Source organism: Streptomyces sp. MBT53 (assembly GCF_016654115.1).
Taxonomy (GTDB): Bacteria; Actinomycetota; Actinomycetes; order Streptomycetales; family Streptomycetaceae; genus Streptomyces.
The window spans coordinates 1-19,038 of sequence record NZ_JAEQAZ010000166.1 but is presented as its reverse complement, the minus strand read 5'-3'; the positions used below and the strand labels follow the sequence as shown (position 1 = coordinate 19,038).

Below are 19,038 nucleotides of genomic sequence, written 5' to 3'. Positions count from 1 at the left end.
CGACGTCACACAGGCCCTAGTGCGGCGACTTGGCGGCGTGCGGACGGGACAGCGTCGACAGCAGCCGCAACCGTGAATCCGTACGTCGGATGTTCGGGATTGCAACGCGCCATGACGACAACCTCACCTTGGTAACGACCTCAGTGAACGGAAGCCTTCCATCCGACAAGAGCCGTGTGAGGACAGTCTGTCCGTAGGCGCGTTAGGCGAGATACCTTGACGCTTCGGCTAGTTGTGATACGAGCCAGCGATTGAGCCACCCGCGGCAGTCGATACTGGGAGAAGCACGTCGCGGCCACCGTACCCCGCGGGGTCTTGCATCAGACCTCCTTCTTTCTTTTCACGACTGCAATTTCTGTGTCAGCACCCATCAGGCCGCCCTGGGGAAGCTCGTGCCGTTCAGCCTGGGGATATCGCTGTTGCTCACCATCCGCCAACAGGGCTCACGGAACCGCGCTTGCGGGCCATGCAGACCGACAGCACCTCGGTTCCATATCCCCCAATCGAGGGATCTGCACGTGATGTAGCTGGAGACTGATGGGCGCATGGGTTAACCTCCTTCCGCCTGGCCTCGGACGCGGCCAGTTCTGGATGCCCGACCCGACCGCTGGGCATCGGCAGAGAACCTACGTCGCTTACCCTTCGTCATTTCCTGTGTGCTGTCGCTGTGTTGACATGCGCCTTCGCTGCCCGGGTCGGGGGGCGGCTTGGAATGAGCGTGCTATGTACAGCATCGACCAGATCAGCAACGCCACCGCCCAGCTCACCGGTGAGTCCTTGGAAGGCGCCCGCTTGCGCCTCGGTGCGCTTCACCGCTTCGACAAGTTGGTCCCTACCGCTTGGACGGACCAAGCGCTGCTGGAGTCCGTGCTCGCTTCCGCGCTGGGCGCGGTGGACGGGCAGACCCGGCCGTTCGGGGTGCGGGAGGCCAAACCCGTGGACGAGGGCCTGGTGCTTCGGGTGGAGCGGTCCGAGGACGTGCAGGCGTTGTTCGGGCTGTTGCCATACCGCACGAAGAAGGGGCCGTGGCGCGGGGCGCGCGGACTGTTCGTGCAGACGGACGGTCCACGGTTGCTGTTCGGGCTCCGCACCTGGCTGTACGAGCGGTCGTGGCGGTCGGCCGAACCGGCGGTGTGGGTGGCCGGACCGCACGGGGAAGACCTGGCTGCGCTGCTGGCCGCCCACGAAGAGCAGGTCCGTGCGGCCGGGCACAGCGTGCAGTGGGATCCTCAGCGTCCCGAGCCTGGGCCCAAGCGGAAAGAGCCAGCCGCGCGCAGTCTTGCGCGCCGGCTCAGCGCCTCCCCGGCGATGGGCAGTGCACTGCTGCGGCGTCCGCGCTTGTGGGACAGTCTGGCCGGCTACGCCGGGGTGCGGGTGGACACCCGGATGACCGACTACGGGCTCGACTGGATCGTGGAATGTCAGGTGACCGGGCCGCAGTTCGACGACGCCCGGCTCATCGAGGTGCTCACGGACGACACCGTGGGCTGCGGCCTGCGTGTCCTGGACCATGTCTGCGGCACCGAGGAGTGCACGGTGCGGCTGGCGCCGCAGCCCGGGATGCGGCGCTGGCGGGGTGTGCTCACCGTGCACAGCCGCCAAGCCTCGTCCGGCCCGCACGTTCAGATGCCCGGTCCACGGCCGCTGACAGCGATCGGTGGTCGCCTCAGCGTCAGCCGTCCGCAGACCAACGCCAGCAGCCCGGACCGCGGTATCCCGGACCGTGGCGGCGCCGTCATCCAGCTCACCGGGGTGCCACGCACCGACGGCATGGGCCGGGACGAACTGTCCTGGGTGGCCGAGCAAATCGCGGCCGTCTGGACGGCCCAGGGCCTTGCCACTGCCGTCGTCCTGATCCAGGACCAGGACCATGGGTTCGACTTCCTCAACAAGGGCCGGCCGACATGGGCCACAGCTCCGGTCCCGGAAACGGCCGAGGGGTGGCGGCGGCTTCGCATCGCCCCGTCGCCCGGAGAACTCTGGACGCTGAAAGTCTCCCGTGACGACGACGAAGCAGTCACCGCCGCGTTGGCGCACGCCCGACGCGCCTACGACCGCGTCATCCTGATCGGCAGGAACGACGACTGGCCCTCGGAAGACCAATCCCTCAACCGGCTCGCCGACGCACGGATCCTCGTGCACCGAGCAGAGCCCTACGAGCGGCGTATCCCACTCCCCGCCGAATCCGGGCAGGACGCCGGGGCCGTGATGCTCACGCCGACCGAATCTGCCGTGCAATGGCGCCAGCAGGAACTGGGCCGATGGACCCCGAAGCGCCCCCTGACCGGGATGCTGCTCGTCAGCCCCATCGGCCAGAACACACCGCCCGACGAGTTCGACCTGGCCGTCGAGGACCAGCTCGCCCGCTACGGGACACCCGTCCTGGGACGCTTCCCCGCCAACCGGGGACTCATCCACGGCCCCGGCCACAGCCCGCACCCGCCCACCGTCCTGGACCCTCAGGCCGAACAGCCAACCCACGCCCAGATGACCACCGCAGCGGACGCTCTCGCCCGTCGCCTGTGGCCTGACTCACCTGTTGCTACCGAGCCGACCGAAGCCCCGGACACCCACGCGACTTCATCCAGCTGACGTCCGTGCAGCGGCGGGGGCGACGGCAGTGCCCGGCCCCGCCGCCACCCAGTCCGTCGACTCCCCGTAGGCGCGCGCCTGGCTAGGCACACAGCTGCCCGCGCTCAGCCCTCTGTTCCGGACCTACACCGAGGATCCGATGCAGCTCCGCCGTAACCACTCGGTAGGCGTTGCCCAACTTGAGGACGGAGACCGGGTACTCCCCCCTCTTCGCCAGGGCGTATCCCGTGCTGCGGCCGATTGTGAGCGCCTTGTTGGCCGTATCGAGGTCGACGGCAACAGGCAGAGCGAGCAGTTCGTCGCGGGTCATCCCTCGGCCAGCCTTTGATGTCGCCATGATGCATTCCGATCGTCAATGCGTGCAGTTTCCGCAGAACATGTATCACTGATGTTGCAGCCACTCATTTTTTCGACGTAAGTTGTAGCCATGACGAATGGAGACTGGTCGCCGAGCTTCACCGCCCTCGTCGCCGAGCAGATGCGCCAGGCCCGCAAGGCCGCCGGCCTCACGGTGGCAGAGGCCGCACAGGCATGCGCGGCACTGGGCCTGGCGGTCCCCAAGACGACGATCACGAATCTGGAGACCAAGCGCCGCACCTCGATCGACCTAGCGGAGTTCCTCGTACTCGCCGAGGTCTACAAGGTCCCGCCAATCAGCCTGCTGTTCCCCTTGGGCGCGGAAGCCTCCGTCGCCGTGCTTCCCGACCGGAAGGTCTCCACCTGGGAGGCCGTCGCCTGGTTCACCGGCGAGACACCGCTGGCCGAGCCCGCGCCACCAGGTTCCGCCCGAGAGGTGCTGGACACATTCCGCGCCCACAGCGACGCCGTGGCCACGGCCGCGACATCCACCCGCCTGGCGAAGGATCGACGCCGGAAGGCCAGCATCACGCTCGACTCCGGTCGGCGCGAGACTCTCCTGGGAGCCGCTGCCTCGTACGAGCAACTCGCCTTTGACGACTGTAGAGAGCTGCGGGAGTTCCGCCAGGCGATGCGGGAACGCGGGCTGATTCCGCCCGCCCTCCCCGCTGATCTCTCGTTCGTCGACGAACCCGACCCCCAGGACTAGCGTGACCAGCACTACCTCCTCCGGCGGCGCAGCCACCCGACGCTGTTCGTGCCGCGATCCAGAAACCGGTAAGAACTACGGCAAGTCGTGTCCCAAACTCGCCAACCGACGCCACGGCACCTGGGCGATACGCCATGAGCTGACCAACCGGTCCGACGGCACCCGCCGGGAGTTCCGACGCAGCGGCTTCGAGACCTCAGCCGAGGCCACCAAGGAACTGAACAAGGTCCGCGCACTGCTCGCCATCGCCGACGAGGACGACCCCGCCGGCCATCTCGCGATCAGCGACGTGCTGGAAACCTGCGCCAAGAACAAGGAACCGCTGCCGGACTACGACGAGACTCGTCGGCGCTACTCGACCGGGCAGAGCCTTCATTCCAAGATCGCTGTCGCGGACTGGCTCGACGAGTGGCTGGCGGGCAAGAAGCGGCTGCGCTCCACGTCCCTCAAGCGCTACGAGAGCGACGTACGCGTACATCTCAAGCCCCACCTGGGGTACCTGCAGCTCGACCGGCTCCGCGTCGCCGACCTGGACAGGATGTTCGAGTCCATCAACGACGCGAACGTGGAGATCATCGAGCAGAACGCCCTACGACGAGCAGCTCTGAACGAGCTGAAGACCATCCCTTGGAAGGGCGCAGAAAACCGCGCTCGCCGCAAGTGGCTCAAGGCGTCCATCGACGAGATGCCGCCCTTCCGTAAGCCCACCCGCACCAACAGCCAGCACACGATCAAGCGCACCTTGCGGGCCGCCCTCAACACCGCGATCGCCCAGCAGATCATCCCGCCGTTCAACCCCGCCGAGCATGTGGAACTGAACCCGGCCTCACGCGCGAAGGCCATGGTCTGGACAGTTGAGCGGATACGCCACTGGCAGCGGACCGGGGAGAAGCCCAGCCCCGTCATGGTCTGGACACCGGAGCAGACCGGCGCCTTCCTCGACCAGGTCGCCACCCACCGCCTCTACACGCTCTGGCACCTAATCGCCTTCCGAGGGCTGCGCCGTGGTGAAGCCTGCGGGCTGCGCTGGATGGACATCGAACTCGCCCACCACTCCATGACCGTCGCCACCCAACTCGTCCAGTCCGGCTGGCAGGTGCACGAGGCGGCCCCGAAGACCGACAGCGGGGAACGCCTGGTCGCTCTGGACGCCGAGTCGGTCGACTCGCTCCGCGAGCACCAGAAGCTCCAGCGTAAGGAACAGGCCCGCTGGGGTGCCGCCTGGAAGACGACCGGCCGCGTCTTCACGGACGAGGACGGCTCGCTCCTGCACCCCGCCAAGGTCTCGCTCATGTTCACGCGTGAGCTGGAAGCCGCCGGCCTGCCCCCGGTCCGCCTCCATGACCTGCGGCACGGTGCCGCGACGCTGGCTCTCGCCGCTGGAGTGGATATCAAGATCGTGTCGGAGATGCTCGGCCACTCGGACACCCACATCACTCGGGACATCTACCAGTCCGTCCTGGACGATCTCGCCCGCGAGGCTGCCGAGGCGGTCGTGAAGCTCGTCCCCCGCCAACGGCACACCCGCACAACGAGGAAGAGCGAGCCTACGCACGAAGCGACCGGGCAAACCGCCTGACCTCGCACCGGCTCGCGACAAAGCCCCCTACCCCGATTCATGCCGTAGCAGGGGGCTGCTCTGTAGGCCGCGTGGGAGGAAGCGCGCCTGGCTACCTGGGCGTCAGGAGCGTACGAGGTTGACCGAGCCGCAGGCGAAGTCGTAACGGATGCCCCCGAAGACGGTGTCGGGGCGGCGGCCGGCAGTGCCGTGGTGGTAGGCGACGACGGCGCTGGTCAGCCATTCCCGGGTCATGTTTAGGTCGTCGACCTCGCGGTGCACGAGGTCCTGGGCCCAGTTCGGGAGGATGCCATCGGGGTTGATCAGGGCGCTGATGAGACCGTCCAGTGCGGCGTGCCGTTCGTCTGCCCGGCTGACGTGACGACGGACGAGTCGGTCGACTGCGGAGGCTCCGCCGTCGGCAGCTGCCGCTCGCAGGTCTGGCTCCTGCAGGAGGCTCACGTCGAGGTCGTGCAGACGGTCGACGTACACAGCCATCAACGCCCGCCGGTCCGCTGGCACTTCCGCGTACGTGCTGGACCAGCCCGCGTGGAAGTAGTCCGCGTCCCAAGCGGGGGTGTTCGCGCGGGGACGCAGGCGGGTCTCGGCATCTCCCGCGGTGACGGTGTGAAGCTCGTCGCCGACTTCGCACCACTCGCTGCTGGTGCCGAACCCTTCCGCGATGGAGAGCCGGAGTTCTTCCAAGTCGCCCCCGTGGGCGCGGAGGAGTTCGCTCGACGTGCTGAGGACCGGCCGGTGAAGCACGATGAGGTCGAGTGGGGAAATGTCAATGACGGCGTCGCGCATGGCGGGCTCCGATTCGGTGATGCGAGGAGATCGTCACCGACAACGAGGGGCCGGGGGGCGCGGTGCGGGCCTTGGGCCGTTGAGGCGATGCGGTGGGGGCTGGGGCCTGGGATCGGGACTCGTACTGCTCGACTCGCCGGAGGAGGACCTGCCGCTCGGCCGGTGCGGCGGTGATCGCGGTGACGGCGGTCGAAGTGTCGTGCAGACACGCTTCGGCGAGGCTGGCGGCCTCGTCCGGGGTGAAGAACGGTGTCAGCCGGGTCTTGACCCGGACAACGACGGGTGACTTGGCAAGGACGAGCAGTGATGATCTACCCGGACAACCAGCCACAACCAGCACGGGGTGACGGCGTCAGACTCGGCGGCAGCGATCTCGAAGCTCGGAGATGATGGCTTTCTCACGCGCGTTGACGGCACCGTCCACAGCGGCCACCCGGTCGGCCACGTCGAGGATGTCGCTCAGATCCCCTGGCTCGGCGTCCATACGCCGCCACACCTCGGCGGGGTCGATATCGACAAGGTGAGCGAGCTGTTCGTCGACGACCTGATGCTGCTCCCGGACCAGCCTCACCAGGTGGCGCATCAACAGCGTCTCATCGTCGGCAATCTTGTGATTCGCTCTGATGACGAGCCACGCGACCCACAGCATCAACTGCGGGTGCCGACTCCGCTTGCTCAGATTCTCGGCGAGTTCGATCACCCGCGCATCGTTCCGGAAGACGGCTTGCGCGTGCCGCCCCGCGAGCAGCGTCGTATAGCGGTTCAACACCACCGCAAGGGGAACGCCGACCACGGGGATACCGATCTTGATGATGTTGCGCTGCAGGAGGTACTTCCCGACGACGGGGAGCCCCTTCGCGGCGGTCAGTACCGCTCCGGAGTAGAAGCGCTTGATCACCGGCCGCACTATGACCGGGACCGCCTTGACCACGCCTTCACGGACCACTTCCCCGCTCTTGATCGTGAAGGCCACTCGTATGAGCTTCCACATGTCATCGGGGTCGGACAGGTCGAGCGGGACCCGGTAGAGAACTGCGATGTCGTAGGCCAGGCGGAGTTGGAGCCGGGAAATGAACGCGACATCGACCATCATGGTCGCGACGGCGGCCGGGACGGTCGCCGTCGCGGCACCACCTAGGCTCCCGAGGGTGGCGACAACGGCCGCCGAGTAGGCCCCGGCAGAGAGTCCACCTTCGAGTGCTGCGTACCGAGCCGCCATCTTGATCCGCTGATCGACGATGGCATCCGCAGGTACACCCTTATATCGCTCCTGGAAGTACTGCCCGTCGACCTTCTCGGTGTAGGAACTCATGGCCTGAGCGCTGAGTTTGGTGAACCAGTTGCCCGACTTGATATCGTCCGCGCTCAGCTCTTTGATGAACTCCCGTAGCTCGGCCCGCTCATCCTCGACAACCTTCCGGTCCGCGTCGTCGTCACGGACGTCGGCAGCGTCGATGGGAGCTTTGGTCATGGCGAGTTCCCCAGGCGATTCCGCGTGCGGCCAGGGTGCCTGGTTTGGACAACCCCGCTGACGTCTCGACACGGTGACTCAGTAACCAGCACATCTGTCGACGGATATCCCGTTGAGCGGCAACCCTAGCGCTTCATCATGCGGCTGGTGCCTGCGCGTCGGCCTCCGCCGTGATCGCCTTCACCGCGATCCCCTGCGTCACATACCAAGGAACCCCGAGTTGGTTCGGCACTGTGAACTGCACCGTGTCGGCCGCTTCACCGCCTCGTCCGCCGCGAGTTCGAGTTACTCGGCTATCCGGTGGCAGGCCCGTTCGGCGACGGCGAGCGTCGCGCCGGCCGTACCTCCTCCAGCTGCTTGGCCAAATGGTCACGCCGCTGTCCGTTCCGCGATCCCGGACTCCACCATGAGACCGGATTCCGGCGCCTCGATCGCCTACACCACGAAGCGGGACGCCATCACGAAGGAACCGCCAAAATCGCCCCGGCCCGCCGCGTCAGACGATCAGGACCGCAGACGCCCGCCCGCAACCTTTACGTGCACGCCCATGGAGCGTCACATCAGCCCCTCCGACCAGCACGTTCGGAGATGGCGAAGGCTCAGTGTGGTCACAGAACTCGGCTGCCTCCGTTCAGCGGCGGTGGTAAGGCAGGTCGTCGCGGCGCAGTGCGAGGTAGGTCTCCGGCGTCGCCGCCTCCAACAGGTCCGGCTGGTCGTCGAGGTCGAGTCTCGGTTCTGCCTGACCGGGCAGGAGATCACTCCACTGGCGGTCGTCGCCGTCCATGTACGCGTCGCGGAGGCGTTCCTGGATGAGTTCGCGTTCCTGCTCCTGTGCTTCACGAAAGACGCGCCGCTGGTTTCGGCGGCGCTGTTCCTCGACTTCTTCGTCCGCGGGCTCGTCGGCGATGCGCTGGTCCTCGGCGCGAAGGCCGGGAGTGCGCTCGGCGATGGACTGGTCCTCGTAGTGGAGTTGGTCGCAGGCGGCGAACAAACGACGTGACATGCCCAGGTGCAATTCGGTGCCAGGGATGCGGTAGGTGAGGAAGTCGTCCAGGCCGATCGCGCGGGTGATGGTACGGCGGGCCTGTTCGTCGTCCGATGAGGATTCGGCGCGAACGGCCGCGCGCATGGCACTGGTTGTCGGGTCGCGTTCCAACGGGGTCGTCAACCCGTCAACAGACCGGCGACGGGTGGAGCGGTCCGCGGTCAGGGCGACAGTCCGAAGCCGGGAAGGGGCAGCGGAGCGCAGGGCGAGGTAGGTCAACATCTGTGCGCGAGCAGTTGCCAAAAGCGCGTCGTCACTCTCACCGAGGTGGTCCTCGGGGCTGCTGGGCGCTGGAGCGGGCTTCCCACTGACCGGGAGCGCCGGCTGTCCAGGGTGGTGGTCGTGGTCGATCGTCACGAACAAGTCGCCCTGGGGCTGGACGGAAGCACCGCACAGGACACGGCGGTGAGCATATGCGTGGAGGACCTTGGTCCCTTCCGCGAGTTGCTCCCACCCTTCGGTGAGCCGGTTCTTACGGACGTTGCCGCCTTTGGCCTCGATCAGCCAGTAAGCATTCTCCGCCTCGTGCACCCCCCACAGGTCCGGAAGTGTGCGGACGGGGTCCTTGAAGTCGCTCTCCAGGGCGGGTACGGGGCCGCCGTCCTCGATGTGCCAGGTCTGGCCCAACCCCATCAACGAGCGGCATGCCCACTCCGCCATCGTCATGCCCAGCCTGTAGCCGAGCATGCTCTTGGCGGAGCGTTCGGTGCCATGCTCGTAGACGGCGTTGACCGTCAGGCGCCGACCCGACGTGTGCGGGAGCGGATGCTTGGGGGTGACGTCGTGGATGCCGAGATAGGCGTACAGCGGGGAGACGCGGGCGACCAGTTCGCCCCGCGCCAGCTTCGGGGCTTGGTGTAGCCAGGGCGTGACGTCTCGGCCCACCTCGGTGGCGGCCTTGACGATCTCCCGCCACGTCGTCGTCGGCGTGTACCAGCCGTCCTTGTCCGGAAACGCTCCTGGCGTGGTCCACGCCCGGTGCTTGGCCGTCCGCCACTGCTTGAACGGCCGCTTGGCCGGCCCGTCACGGAACAGCACGGGTATGTCCACGCTGTCGTCGTAGACCAGGGGCGGGGCGTCGGTCACGTCATCGGAAATCACGCGGCTCACTGTCGCAGTGGCCGTCTATGCGACCCCAACTTGAGTCGCCTCGCATCAATCCTGCACGTCCCTGAACGCTGGGGACGTCAGTCGCGTCCGGCAGGACAGGTGTCCGACACTCGGAGGGCGCCACCGGAATGGAGTGCGACTGGGGCTGACCACACGTGGCCCAGCCGACCCTCTCCAGGCGCCGAGGCACGATGCGTTAAGCCTGGAGGTCTATCCACTTCCCGGCTGGCGGAGGTCCTCAGCCGCGATGGGCTACGACGACCAGGAGTCCCTCCCACCGAACGCCGAAGCCCCCTGGATCCGGTCCAGTCACCGGGTACAGGGGGCCATGTGTAGGCCGCGTGGGACTCGAACCCACAACCAACAGATTAAAAGTCTGCTGCTCTGACCAATTGAGCTAGCGGCCCGCGCGGCCCCAGCATAGCTGTACGGCCGGGCCGCTCTCACAGCGATATCCACGATGCCGCGAGCGGAGTCTCGCTACTCGCCACGATCAGCTGTTGTCGGGGCTTCACAACGAAGACGTAAGCACGCAACTTGAGCGGCAGCCGAGAGCGAGGGCGCTCGTTCACCGGCCCGCGCGCCCCCTCTGCACGCCCCTTGCCCGAATGCGCTCCCCTCGCGCTCCCCTGGCCATCGGGCGCCCGGTGGAGCGATCGGACAGCAACTGGAAATTCCCGCGTAGCAGCAGGTCAGATGGGGTATCAAGGCGACTCGACGGCGCACCGGCGATCCGACCACCCGGTCCACCCAATGAATTAAAAGTCCACTGCTCTGCCAATTGAGCTAAGGGTCCTCGCGATGTTGCCTCCCCGAGCATAGCGGGACGTGGCCGTGTCTCCGATCGGGTATCGGGGACACGGCCGTGCCGGATGAAGGGAAGGGTGTGGGGAGGGGTGCGGGGAAGGGTGCCGGGCTGGTCCGGAGTGTTACGGATCTACCGGTTCGGGTGCCCCCGCTCGCGCCGCCTCCCGCGCCTTCGTGCGGGCATGCTCCGGGTTCAGGAACCAGTGTCGGGCCGAGGCGCTCCACCAGGCCGCCGCGAAGCCGAGCACGACCAGTACCGCCACCGGCGCGTAGTTGAAGGACTCCCAGGTGACCGGGGAGACCTGCGGCAGCATGAAGAGGATCGTGATCACGACCACCCAGATCACCGACACGACCCCGATCGGCCGTGACCACCGGCCCAGGTGCCACGGCCCGCGCCGGAAGTCGTCCCCCTTGCCCAGCCGCAGCAGCGTCGGGATGACGTACGCGATGTAGAGGCCGATCACCGCGATGGACGTGACCGCCGCGTACGCCGTCACATTGATCAGGTAGGGGAGGCCGAGGACCAGTGCTCCGGCCGCCGCCAGCCAGACGGCCGCGACGGGGGTCCGGGTGCGCGGGCTCACGGTGTGCCAGACGCGGGAGAACGGGAGCGCGCCGTCGCGTGAGAAGGCGTAGATCATGCGGCTGTTGGCCGTCACCGACGCCATTCCGCAGAAGAGCTGGGCGCCGATCACCACGAGGAGCAGGAGCTTGCCCGTGGTCGCGCCGAGTGCGTCGAGGAGGATCTGGGCCGGGGGCGCCCCCGTCGCCGACGTCCGCTCCGCCTCGTACGACTGGATCGCGTACGTGAAGCCCAGGAGGAGGACGAAGCCGGCTATCCATGACGTCCAGATGGAGCGGACGATGCCCTTCGGGCCCGCTGTCGACGCGTCGTGGGTCTCCTCCGTCATGTGGGCGGAGGCGTCGTAGCCGGTGAAGGTGTACTGCGCCATCAGCAGGCCCAGCAGGACGACGTAGACACCGCTGCCCCAGCCCGTGTGGTTCACGAACTTCGTGAAGACGAAGGTCGTCGACTGGTGGTGGTCGGGGACGAAGGTCAGCGCGCCGACGATCACGCCGACGCCGACCACGTGCCACCACACGCTCACGCTGTTGAGGATGGCGACGATACGGACGCCGAACGTGTTCAGCAGGCCGTGCAGGATCAGGATCGCCGCGAACAGGAGGACCGTGCGGCCCGGGGTGACCTTGAAGTCGAACTGGAGGTTCAGGTACGCGCCCAGGAACGACGCGGCCCCGAAGTCGATGCCGGCGGTCACCGCGACCTGGCCGAGCACGTTGAACCAGCCCGTGAACCAGGCCCAGGCCGCGGCCGTGCGCGGGGGTGCCAGGCGGTGGGCCCAGAAGTACAGACCCGCCGAGGTCGGGTAGGCCGAGCAGATCTCGGCCATCGACAGGCCGACGAACAGCGTCATCAGGCCTACGGCCACCCAGCCCCAGACGATCACGGCCGGGCCGCCCGTGGTCATGCCGAAGAAGTAGAGCGTCAGGCAGCCCGACAGGACCGAGATGATCGTGAAGGAGACCGCGTAGTTGGAGAACGCCGACATGCGGCGGGCGAGAACCTGCGTATAGCCGAGCTGGGCAAGAAGTTCCTCGTCGGAGAGACCGGAGTCACCGGGAGCGTCTCCCTTTGACAGCCCACTCGCTATGGCGTCATCTGTCATGCCCCCAGCGATTCCCTCGCCGGGGGCGTGACATGCGTCACTTAAGGAATCGATAAGGACTCGATGTGGCCAAAAAACGCCCTAGAAGTCACATACGAGTCGCAGACGACTCACATCAGGAGACGCCCTTGTAGCCGCTCCACCCGCCCGAGACCTTCACCCGCGCCCCGAACGACCCCTTCCCGTCACCGCTGTTGCGGAACAGGTTGCCCGCCGAGTCCCGCTCCACCAGGTCCGCCTTCCCGTCCCCGGTGATGTCCCCGACCCCGACGACCGTGTCGTACGAGCCGCCCCACGCGCCGAACAGCTTCACCCGCGCCCCGAACGTGCCGTGGCCGGTGCCGTAGTAGCGGTAGACGTTGTTCGACCTGTCCTGCGCCAGCAGGTCGCCGACGCCGTCGCCGTTCACATCACCTACGCCGACGACCTTCTTGTACGTCTTCCAGTCGGCGTACAGCTTCACCCGCGCCGACAGCTTGCCCTCGCTCGTGCCCTTGTACAGGTACACGGTCCCCGTCGACGCGCTCCGCGCGATCAGGTCCGGGCGGCCGTCACCGCTGATGTCGCCGGGCGCGGTGAGCACGTCGTACTGGTTCCAGCCGCTCGTCCCGAGTGACGTGTACGCCGTCGACGGCTTGAGCGCCGCGTCGCAGGCCGGTCTGTACGCGCGCAGGGCGCCGCTGCTCAGGCGGACCAGGACGTCGTTGCAGCGGTCCCCGTTCAGGTCGCCGAAGGGGACCGCCTTGATGGTCGTCGGCCAGCCGGTGCCCGTGACCTTTCCGGCGAACGTGCCCTTGCCCGTGCCCAGTTGATACGTCAGCGCGCCGGACGAGTTGAGCGTCAGCAGATCGCCGATGGCGTCGCCGCCGACCTGGTCGTGGCGCGCCGGGGAGCCGCCGCGCACCGCGACCGTGCCGCTCGCCGTCAGCGGGACGCCGACCCCGTCGGCCGGTGCGACGGACAGCGTCCAGTCGTACGACCCGTTCGTCAGGAGCCTCGCCCCGAAGGACGCGGCCCAGCCGACCTTCAGCTCGCCGCGTGCCGCGCCGCCGTCCCGCGTGTCCACGACCTTGCCGGTGGCCCGGTCGCGCACGGTCAGCCGCCAGCTCGCGGACGGCTTCGACAGCAGCACGGTGGCCAGGGTGTCCTCGGTCGTGTCGCGCTCGTGCGCCTGGACGGAGGGGGCCGCCTCGACCGGGGCCAGCAGGCGCAGCGGCTGCTGGGTGACGCCGGTCGGGACGAGGTGGACGCGCTCCTGGTCGTCGACGTAGGCCACGTTCCCGGTCGACTCGTCGACCGTCCAGCGGACCTCGCGCTGGGAGACGCCGGTGTCGGGCAGCGCGCCGATCACCCGGCTCACGGGGGTGCCGTCGGCGAACGTGGTGAGGACCAGCTGCCCGGCCTGCCTGTCGTGCGTGACGACGAAACCGTCGCCCAACTCCGCCTCACCTGACGGAACTTGGATGGATCTCTTCGCCGTACGGTCGTAGACGCCCGCCGTGCCGTCGGGGCAACTCCAGTACAGCCAACGGCCGTTGGCCCGCAGTTCGGTGGGTGCGCAGCCGGCGTCGGTGGTGAGGGTCTCGGTGGTCTTCCCGGTGGTGAGGTTGTAGGCCGTGAGGGTGCCGGGGGTGGCGCCCGGGGTCCACAGAGTGTCGCCGGAGAGGGCGGCGGCGCCGGGGGTGCGGGTGACGGCCGGGTTGCCGTCGTTGCCGATCCGGTAGACGGTCTGCGCGGTCGCCGTGGTGTGGATCAGGTAGCGGCCGGAGACGTCCGTGATGCGGCCGCCCGCGGGGACCGTGCGCTCCCAGAAGGTGTACGGGGCGGGCCCGTTGACGCGGATACGGTCGCTCGTCGTGGTGTCCTTCGTCAGCCAGGCGGCGCGGCCGTCCGCCGTGCCGTACAGCTGGGAGCAGCCGAGTTCCGTCACCGGGCAGGTGCCGAGGTTCAGTTGGGCGCCGTCGAACGACGAGCGGGCGCCGAACTCGGGCGTACCGGTCACGGCGACGGTCCGCAGGTAGTCGTCGCGGTATCCGTTCGGGCCACCGGTGTCGGCGACGAGGAGCCGCCCCTGCTCCAGGGACAGCCCCTGGATCCTGGTCGGCGGCTTGGGCAGCGCCCTGACCTGAGTGACGACCGGGACGCCCGCGGGGCCGGGCTGGATGCGCTGGATGCCCCAGTCGTCGCTCCCGGTACGGCCGATCTTCACGGCGTTGCCGTCGGGGCCGACCGCGATCCCGGACAACGACCACGGCATGAGGGTCACCGAGGCGCCGCCGTCGATCGGCTGGGCCGTCACCGCACCGGTGCCGTTGACCAGCCAGTCCCCCACGAGCGCCAGATCGGACGTCGCGTTCACGCCGTCGCTGACACCCTTCAACACCACCTCGGCCGGGGTCGCCGACAGGTCGGCGCGCGGCAGCACCAGCACCTTGGCCTTGTCGTAGGCGGCGACGACCACGCGGTCCTGGGACGCGTACACATGGGTGTACCCGAGGGGCAGCGGACCGCTCGTGCTCTGCACCTGCCCGGTCTCCCGATCCACGGCGATCAGCACCTGCTGTCCACCCAGCGAAGCGCGGAGGAACACGCTCGTGGCGTCCGCGCCGGCCGGCAGACCGACGATCAGGCCCGCCGGTCCGCCCGCGACGGTCACGTCCCGGGTGGTCCCGTCGGGGCCGGGGGTCAGCAGATGCACGATCCGGGTGCTGGTGCCGTCCTCGGCGGTGGAGTTCCGGAAGGCGAGGGTGAGGTTGTCGAAGGCGCTCAGGACGCCGAGGCCCGCCGGGACCTGGAGACTCCGGGTCGTACCGTCGGTCGGGTCCCAGAACTCGAACCGGCCGCCGGGGTACTGGTACGCCAGGACATCGGTACCGGTCGCCCGGGTGGTCGCCCCGGTCCGCACCGGCACGGGCACCGCCACACTGTCCGAGTAGCGCGTCCACAGCGTCGGCGTGACGCCCTCCACCCGGTGGAAGACGCCCTGCGCCCCGGCGCTGTCGTGGCCGCCCTGGGTCGAGGACGCGAGCAGCGCGGCCGAGGTGTAGGTGCCGCGCAGCGTGGCCGGTACGACCGTCTCCTGCGCCTCCCCCACCGCGAACGCGGGCGCCGGCAGCAGTGGGCCGAGCCCGGCCGCGAGCACGGCCGAGACGGCGATGCCTGTGAAGACACGACGAGCCAAAGTTTCCCCCCGGAAACAGACCTGAACCCCATGGAAGTCGGCTGATCATACAGTCAACACACAGACAAGAACGCGCAAAAATGGCCCCCGCCCGATCCCGGGCGGGGGCCATCTCAGTGCTGCGCTACGTCACTTGACGTCAGCCGTCGACGTCAGCCGTTGCGCTTCCAGCGCGGCTTGTCGTCGCGGCGGCCGAAGGTGCCGGTGCCGGTACCCGTGCCGGTCGTGCCGCGGTGGCCGGACGGACGGTCGTGGCCGCCGGCGCGGAAGCCGGGGCGGTCGCCCTGGCGGTCACGGTTGAACGGTCGGTCGCTGCCCCGGTGACCGGTCGCGGGACGGTCGTCGCGACGGAAGCCGCCACGGTCACCGCCCGACGGACGGTCGTCCCGGCGGAAACCACCGGACGGACGGTCGTCACGACGCTCGAAGGAACGCCCACCACGGTCGCCGCCCGAGGGACGGTCGTCGCGCCGGAAACCACCCGAGGGACGCTCGTCACGACGGTCGAAGGAACGCCCGCCGCGGTCACCGCCCGACGGACGGTCGTCGCGCCGGAAACCACCGGACGGACGGTCGTCACGACGGTCGAAAGAACGGCCACCACGGTCGTTGCCACCGCGGTCGTCACGACGGTCGTCGCGGCGGAAGCCACCGGACGGACGGTCGTCACGACGCTCGAAGGAACGCCCACCGCGGTCGCCGCCACGGTCGTCCCGGCGGAACCCGCCCGACGGACGGTCGTCACGACGGTCACGGCGCTCGTAGTTGCCGCGGTCGTCACGCTGCTGACGCGGACGGTCGTACGACGACTCCTCGCGCACCGGCGCCTCGGCGACCGGCTCGGCGGCAGCCGCCTCGACGACAGCCGCTGCGGCCTCGGCCACCGCGACCTCCGGGTCCTCGCCCCGCTCGCGCGCGGCACGGGCGACCAACCGGTCGGACTCCTCACGGAGTTCGGCGGCACGGCGGGTGGCCCGCTCCAGCTCCTTGGTGAGCTGGACGACCTCGCGCTCGGCCTGCTGCGCGGCGTCGCCGGCCGACTGGGCCTGGACCTCGGTCATCGAACGGGCGCCGGTGATCTCGGCGACCTCGGGCTCGAACGCCGTACCGGAGTTGATGATGTGACGCCCGGCGTCGACGCCCGCGTCCTCCATCAGCCGGAAGATCTGGCGCCGCTGGTGCGGCAGCGAGAGGGAGACGACGGTGCCCGTACGACCGGCACGCGCCGTACGGCCCGCGCGGTGCAGGTAGTCCTTGTGGTCGCCGGCCGGGTCCACGTTCAGGACCAGGTCGATGCCGTCGACGTGGATACCGCGGGCGGCCACGTCGGTCGCGACCAGCGCGTTGACGTAACCCTCCTTGAAGTCCGCCAGCGTCCGCGTACGGGCGCCCTGCGTCATGCCGCCGTGCAGCGCGTCGGCCTTCACACCGGCGTCGCGCAGCTGCTCGGCGATACGGTCCGCGCCCAGCTGGGTGCGGACGAAGATGATCGTGCGGCCCTTGCGGGAGGCGATCGCGGCGGTGACCGGCGCCTTGTCCTTGGGCTTCACGATGAGGATGTGGTGGGACATCGTCGTGACGTTGCCCTGCGCGCTGTCGACCTCGTGCGTGACCTCGTCGGTCAGGTAGCGCTTGACCAGCGTGGAGATCTCGTTCTCCATGGTCGCCGAGAACAGCATGCGCTGGCCGCCGGCCGGGATCTGGTCGAGCAGCTCGGTGACCTCGGGCAGGAAGCCCAGGTCGGACATCTGGTCGGCCTCGTCGAGGACCGCGATCCGCACGTCCTCGAGGGAGCAGGCGCCGCGGTTGATGATGTCGCGGAGGCGGCCGGGAGTGGCCACCAGCACATCCACACCCCGCTCGAGGGCGTAGATCTGGTTGCCCATCGACGTGCCGCCGCAGACGACCTTCATCTTCAGGCCGAGGACGTCGCCGTAGGGCTGGAGCGCGTCGGCGACCTGCATCGCCAGCTCGCGGGTGGGGGTGAGGATGATGCCTCGGGGGCGCTTCTTCTCGGTGCGGCCGCCGGACAGCGTCGCGAGCAGCGGCAGACCGAACGAGAGGGTCTTGCCGGAGCCGGTGCGGCCACGGCCGAGGATGTCCTTGCCGGCCAGGGCGTCCGGGATGGTCGCCGCCTGGATCGGGAAGGGGGCTGTCACGCCGTTCTGCGCGAGCTTGCGCACGATGCCGTCGGGGAGACCGAGCGACGCGAACGTCACCTCGGGAGCCTCCACGGCGGTGTCTACGGCCGTCTCGGTGCCCTCGTTCTCGTTCTCGGGCATGACGACGTGATCAGTACTGGAAATGGACATGCGAATGCGAAACCTTCCGGAGTCTCCGTCGGCACGCGCCCGTCAACTCCGTGATTCGCTATCGACCGCCTCAATGCGGTCCGCCACGGCAAGGGAGAGTACGCGCCACACGGCGCGCTCTACAGTGGCGCCGGGCAATGGGATCAAACGATCTACCACCTTACGCACCTACCACCCCCCAACGCAAACCGGTCCTCCTTGACGTGCGTCACACCCGCCCCTACGCCGGCGACCCGGCCGCCGGCGCGGGCTCCCGGTCCACGAGCTGCGGTACGGGGTCCTCGTGGGCCGAGGACGAGGGCTCCGCGACGGTCGGGTCCGGGGACGGCTGCTGCTGGCTCGGCGTCGGGTCCGGGGGCGGCGGCGTCCGCGACGGGGTCGGCTGCGGCGCGGCCGTGGTCGGCACCCCCGGCTTCGCGCTCGTCCCCGGTCTGGGCGCGGTGGAGGCGGACGGACTCGCCGCACCCCCCGGCGCGGACGGCGAGGCCGAACCCGACGCGGACTCCCCCGGCTTCGGCTTCCCGTGCCCGTGCTTCCCGTCCCCCGCCAACCCGTCGTACCCGAACCCGCCCCCCGGCGCACCCGAACCGCCGTCGGGCACGTCACCGGCGTGCCGCCCGGCCGAGTGCGAGGGCTTGGCACCGCCGCCCGCGTCGTCACCCACGCTCATGCAGCCGGCGGCAGCGGCGACGACGGCGACCGCGGCGGCCAGACGGACGGGTACGTACATGGGGCGCACGGGGCCACCTCCGAGGGCGGAAAAAGGAGTCACCCTCTCAACTCCCGCCGCCCACCGGAAGACACGCGCCCGACACCCGTCACCCATTTCTGGCCGGGACTTGCCCCACGCCGGTGGCCCATTCCTGGACGGGACTTGTCCCACGCCGGTGGCCCATTCCTGGACGGGACTTGCCCCACGCCCGTGGCCCATTCCTGGCAGGGACCTGCGCCGCCTCAGTCGCCCGTACCTGGCAGGGGTCTGCCCCACCCCAGTCGCCTGTTCCTGGCCAGGGCTTGCCCCGCACCCGTCACCCACTCCCGACCGGGACTTGCCCCACGCCCGTCGCCCATTCCTGGACGGGACCTGCCCCACCCCAGTCGCCCGTTCCTGGCCCCAGGGCCTGCCCCGCGCCCGTCACCCACTCCCGACCGGGACCTGCCCCGCACCCGTCGCCCACTCCTGGCAGGGACTTGTCCCACGTCCGTGGCCCATTCCTGGACAGGACTTGCGCCGCCTCAGTCGCTCATTCCTCGCCGGGACTTGTCCCGCACCCGTCGCCCATTCCAGGCAGGGACTTGCGCCGCCTCAGTCGCCCACTCCTCGCCGGGCCTGCCCCGCCCGCCTCGCCCACTCCCGGCCAGGCGTGCCCCGCCCCAGTCACCCACTCCCGACCGGGA

Annotated in this window: 11 protein-coding genes and 1 tRNA gene; 3 read left to right on the top strand and 9 right to left on the bottom strand. The window is 68.9% G+C overall.

The window, feature by feature from the left end; genetic code table 11:
* Positions 1-723: 723 nt before the first annotated feature.
* Positions 724-2,592, top strand: coding sequence for a hypothetical protein (locus JHN45_RS39565; protein WP_201054342.1), 1,869 nt, complete (start codon positions 724-726; stop codon positions 2,590-2,592).
* An 82-nt stretch (positions 2,593-2,674) separates the two neighbouring features.
* Here JHN45_RS39565 and JHN45_RS39560 read toward each other — a convergent pair whose 3' ends face one another.
* Entirely contained in the window at positions 2,675-2,902 is a 228-nt protein-coding gene (locus JHN45_RS39560; RefSeq protein ID WP_236584611.1) for an integrase, read from the bottom strand.
* 117 nt (positions 2,903-3,019) lie between these two features.
* Here JHN45_RS39560 and JHN45_RS39555 point away from each other — a divergent pair, with 117 nt between their 5' ends.
* Both JHN45_RS39555 and JHN45_RS39550 read left to right on the top strand, forming a co-directional pair.
* On the top strand, positions 3,020-3,658 hold the full coding sequence (locus tag JHN45_RS39555; protein ID WP_201054340.1) for a helix-turn-helix domain-containing protein: 639 nt from the start codon (positions 3,020-3,022) through the stop codon (positions 3,656-3,658).
* Between the two features lies 1 nt (position 3,659).
* On the top strand, positions 3,660-5,237 hold the full coding sequence (locus tag JHN45_RS39550) for a site-specific integrase (RefSeq protein WP_201054339.1): 1,578 nt from the start codon (positions 3,660-3,662) through the stop codon (positions 5,235-5,237).
* Positions 5,238-5,339: 102 nt separating this feature from the next.
* Here JHN45_RS39550 and JHN45_RS39545 read toward each other — a convergent pair whose 3' ends face one another.
* From JHN45_RS39545 to JHN45_RS39510, 8 genes are all read right to left on the bottom strand, one after another.
* Positions 5,340-6,023: a hypothetical protein gene (locus JHN45_RS39545; RefSeq protein ID WP_201054338.1), complete on the bottom strand. Its 684-nt coding sequence runs from the start codon at positions 6,021-6,023 to the stop codon at positions 5,340-5,342.
* A gap of 352 nt (positions 6,024-6,375) precedes the next feature.
* Entirely contained in the window at positions 6,376-7,494 is a 1,119-nt protein-coding gene (locus tag JHN45_RS39540; RefSeq protein ID WP_201054337.1) for a hypothetical protein, read from the bottom strand.
* 631 nt (positions 7,495-8,125) lie between these two features.
* Entirely contained in the window at positions 8,126-9,640 is a 1,515-nt protein-coding gene (locus tag JHN45_RS39535) for a gamma-glutamyltransferase (protein ID WP_307783323.1), read from the bottom strand.
* A 342-nt stretch (positions 9,641-9,982) separates the two neighbouring features.
* Positions 9,983-10,056 (bottom strand) — tRNA-Lys (locus JHN45_RS39530).
* 522 nt (positions 10,057-10,578) lie between these two features.
* Positions 10,579-12,147 carry an amino acid permease gene (locus JHN45_RS39525; RefSeq protein WP_200716261.1) on the bottom strand — a complete coding sequence of 523 codons (1,569 nt, stop codon included), beginning with the start codon at positions 12,145-12,147 and terminating at the stop codon, positions 10,579-10,581.
* 115 nt (positions 12,148-12,262) lie between these two features.
* The gene (locus tag JHN45_RS54205) at positions 12,263-15,328 is read right to left on the bottom strand and encodes a VCBS repeat-containing protein (protein WP_201054335.1); all 3,066 of its coding nucleotides are present in this window, start codon (positions 15,326-15,328) and stop codon (positions 12,263-12,265) included.
* A gap of 152 nt (positions 15,329-15,480) precedes the next feature.
* Complete coding sequence (locus JHN45_RS39515) at positions 15,481-17,640, bottom strand: DEAD/DEAH box helicase (RefSeq protein WP_201054334.1); 2,160 nt, start codon at positions 17,638-17,640, stop codon at positions 15,481-15,483.
* 220 nt (positions 17,641-17,860) lie between these two features.
* Positions 17,861-18,370, bottom strand: coding sequence for a hypothetical protein (locus JHN45_RS39510; protein ID WP_200716264.1), 510 nt, complete (start codon positions 18,368-18,370; stop codon positions 17,861-17,863).
* Positions 18,371-19,038 lie beyond the last annotated feature (668 nt).

What these genes read in the sequence shown, in the direction of transcription:
- JHN45_RS39525 (WP_200716261.1), bottom strand. Translation starts at nt 12,147, where the DNA reads ATGACAGATGACGCCATAGCGAGTGGGCTGTCAAAGGGAGACGCTCCC.
- JHN45_RS39515 (WP_201054334.1), bottom strand. Translation starts at nt 17,640, where the DNA reads ATGTCCATTTCCAGTACTGATCACGTCGTCATGCCCGAGAACGAGAAC.
- JHN45_RS39545 (WP_201054338.1), bottom strand. Translation starts at nt 6,023, where the DNA reads ATGCGCGACGCCGTCATTGACATTTCCCCACTCGACCTCATCGTGCTT.
- JHN45_RS39565 (WP_201054342.1), top strand. Translation starts at nt 724, where the DNA reads ATGTACAGCATCGACCAGATCAGCAACGCCACCGCCCAGCTCACCGGT.
- JHN45_RS39555 (WP_201054340.1), top strand. Translation starts at nt 3,020, where the DNA reads ATGACGAATGGAGACTGGTCGCCGAGCTTCACCGCCCTCGTCGCCGAG.
- JHN45_RS39510 (WP_200716264.1), bottom strand. Translation starts at nt 18,370, where the DNA reads ATGTACGTACCCGTCCGTCTGGCCGCCGCGGTCGCCGTCGTCGCCGCT.
- JHN45_RS39560 (WP_236584611.1), bottom strand. Translation starts at nt 2,902, where the DNA reads ATGACCCGCGACGAACTGCTCGCTCTGCCTGTTGCCGTCGACCTCGAT.
- JHN45_RS39540 (WP_201054337.1), bottom strand. Translation starts at nt 7,494, where the DNA reads ATGACCAAAGCTCCCATCGACGCTGCCGACGTCCGTGACGACGACGCG.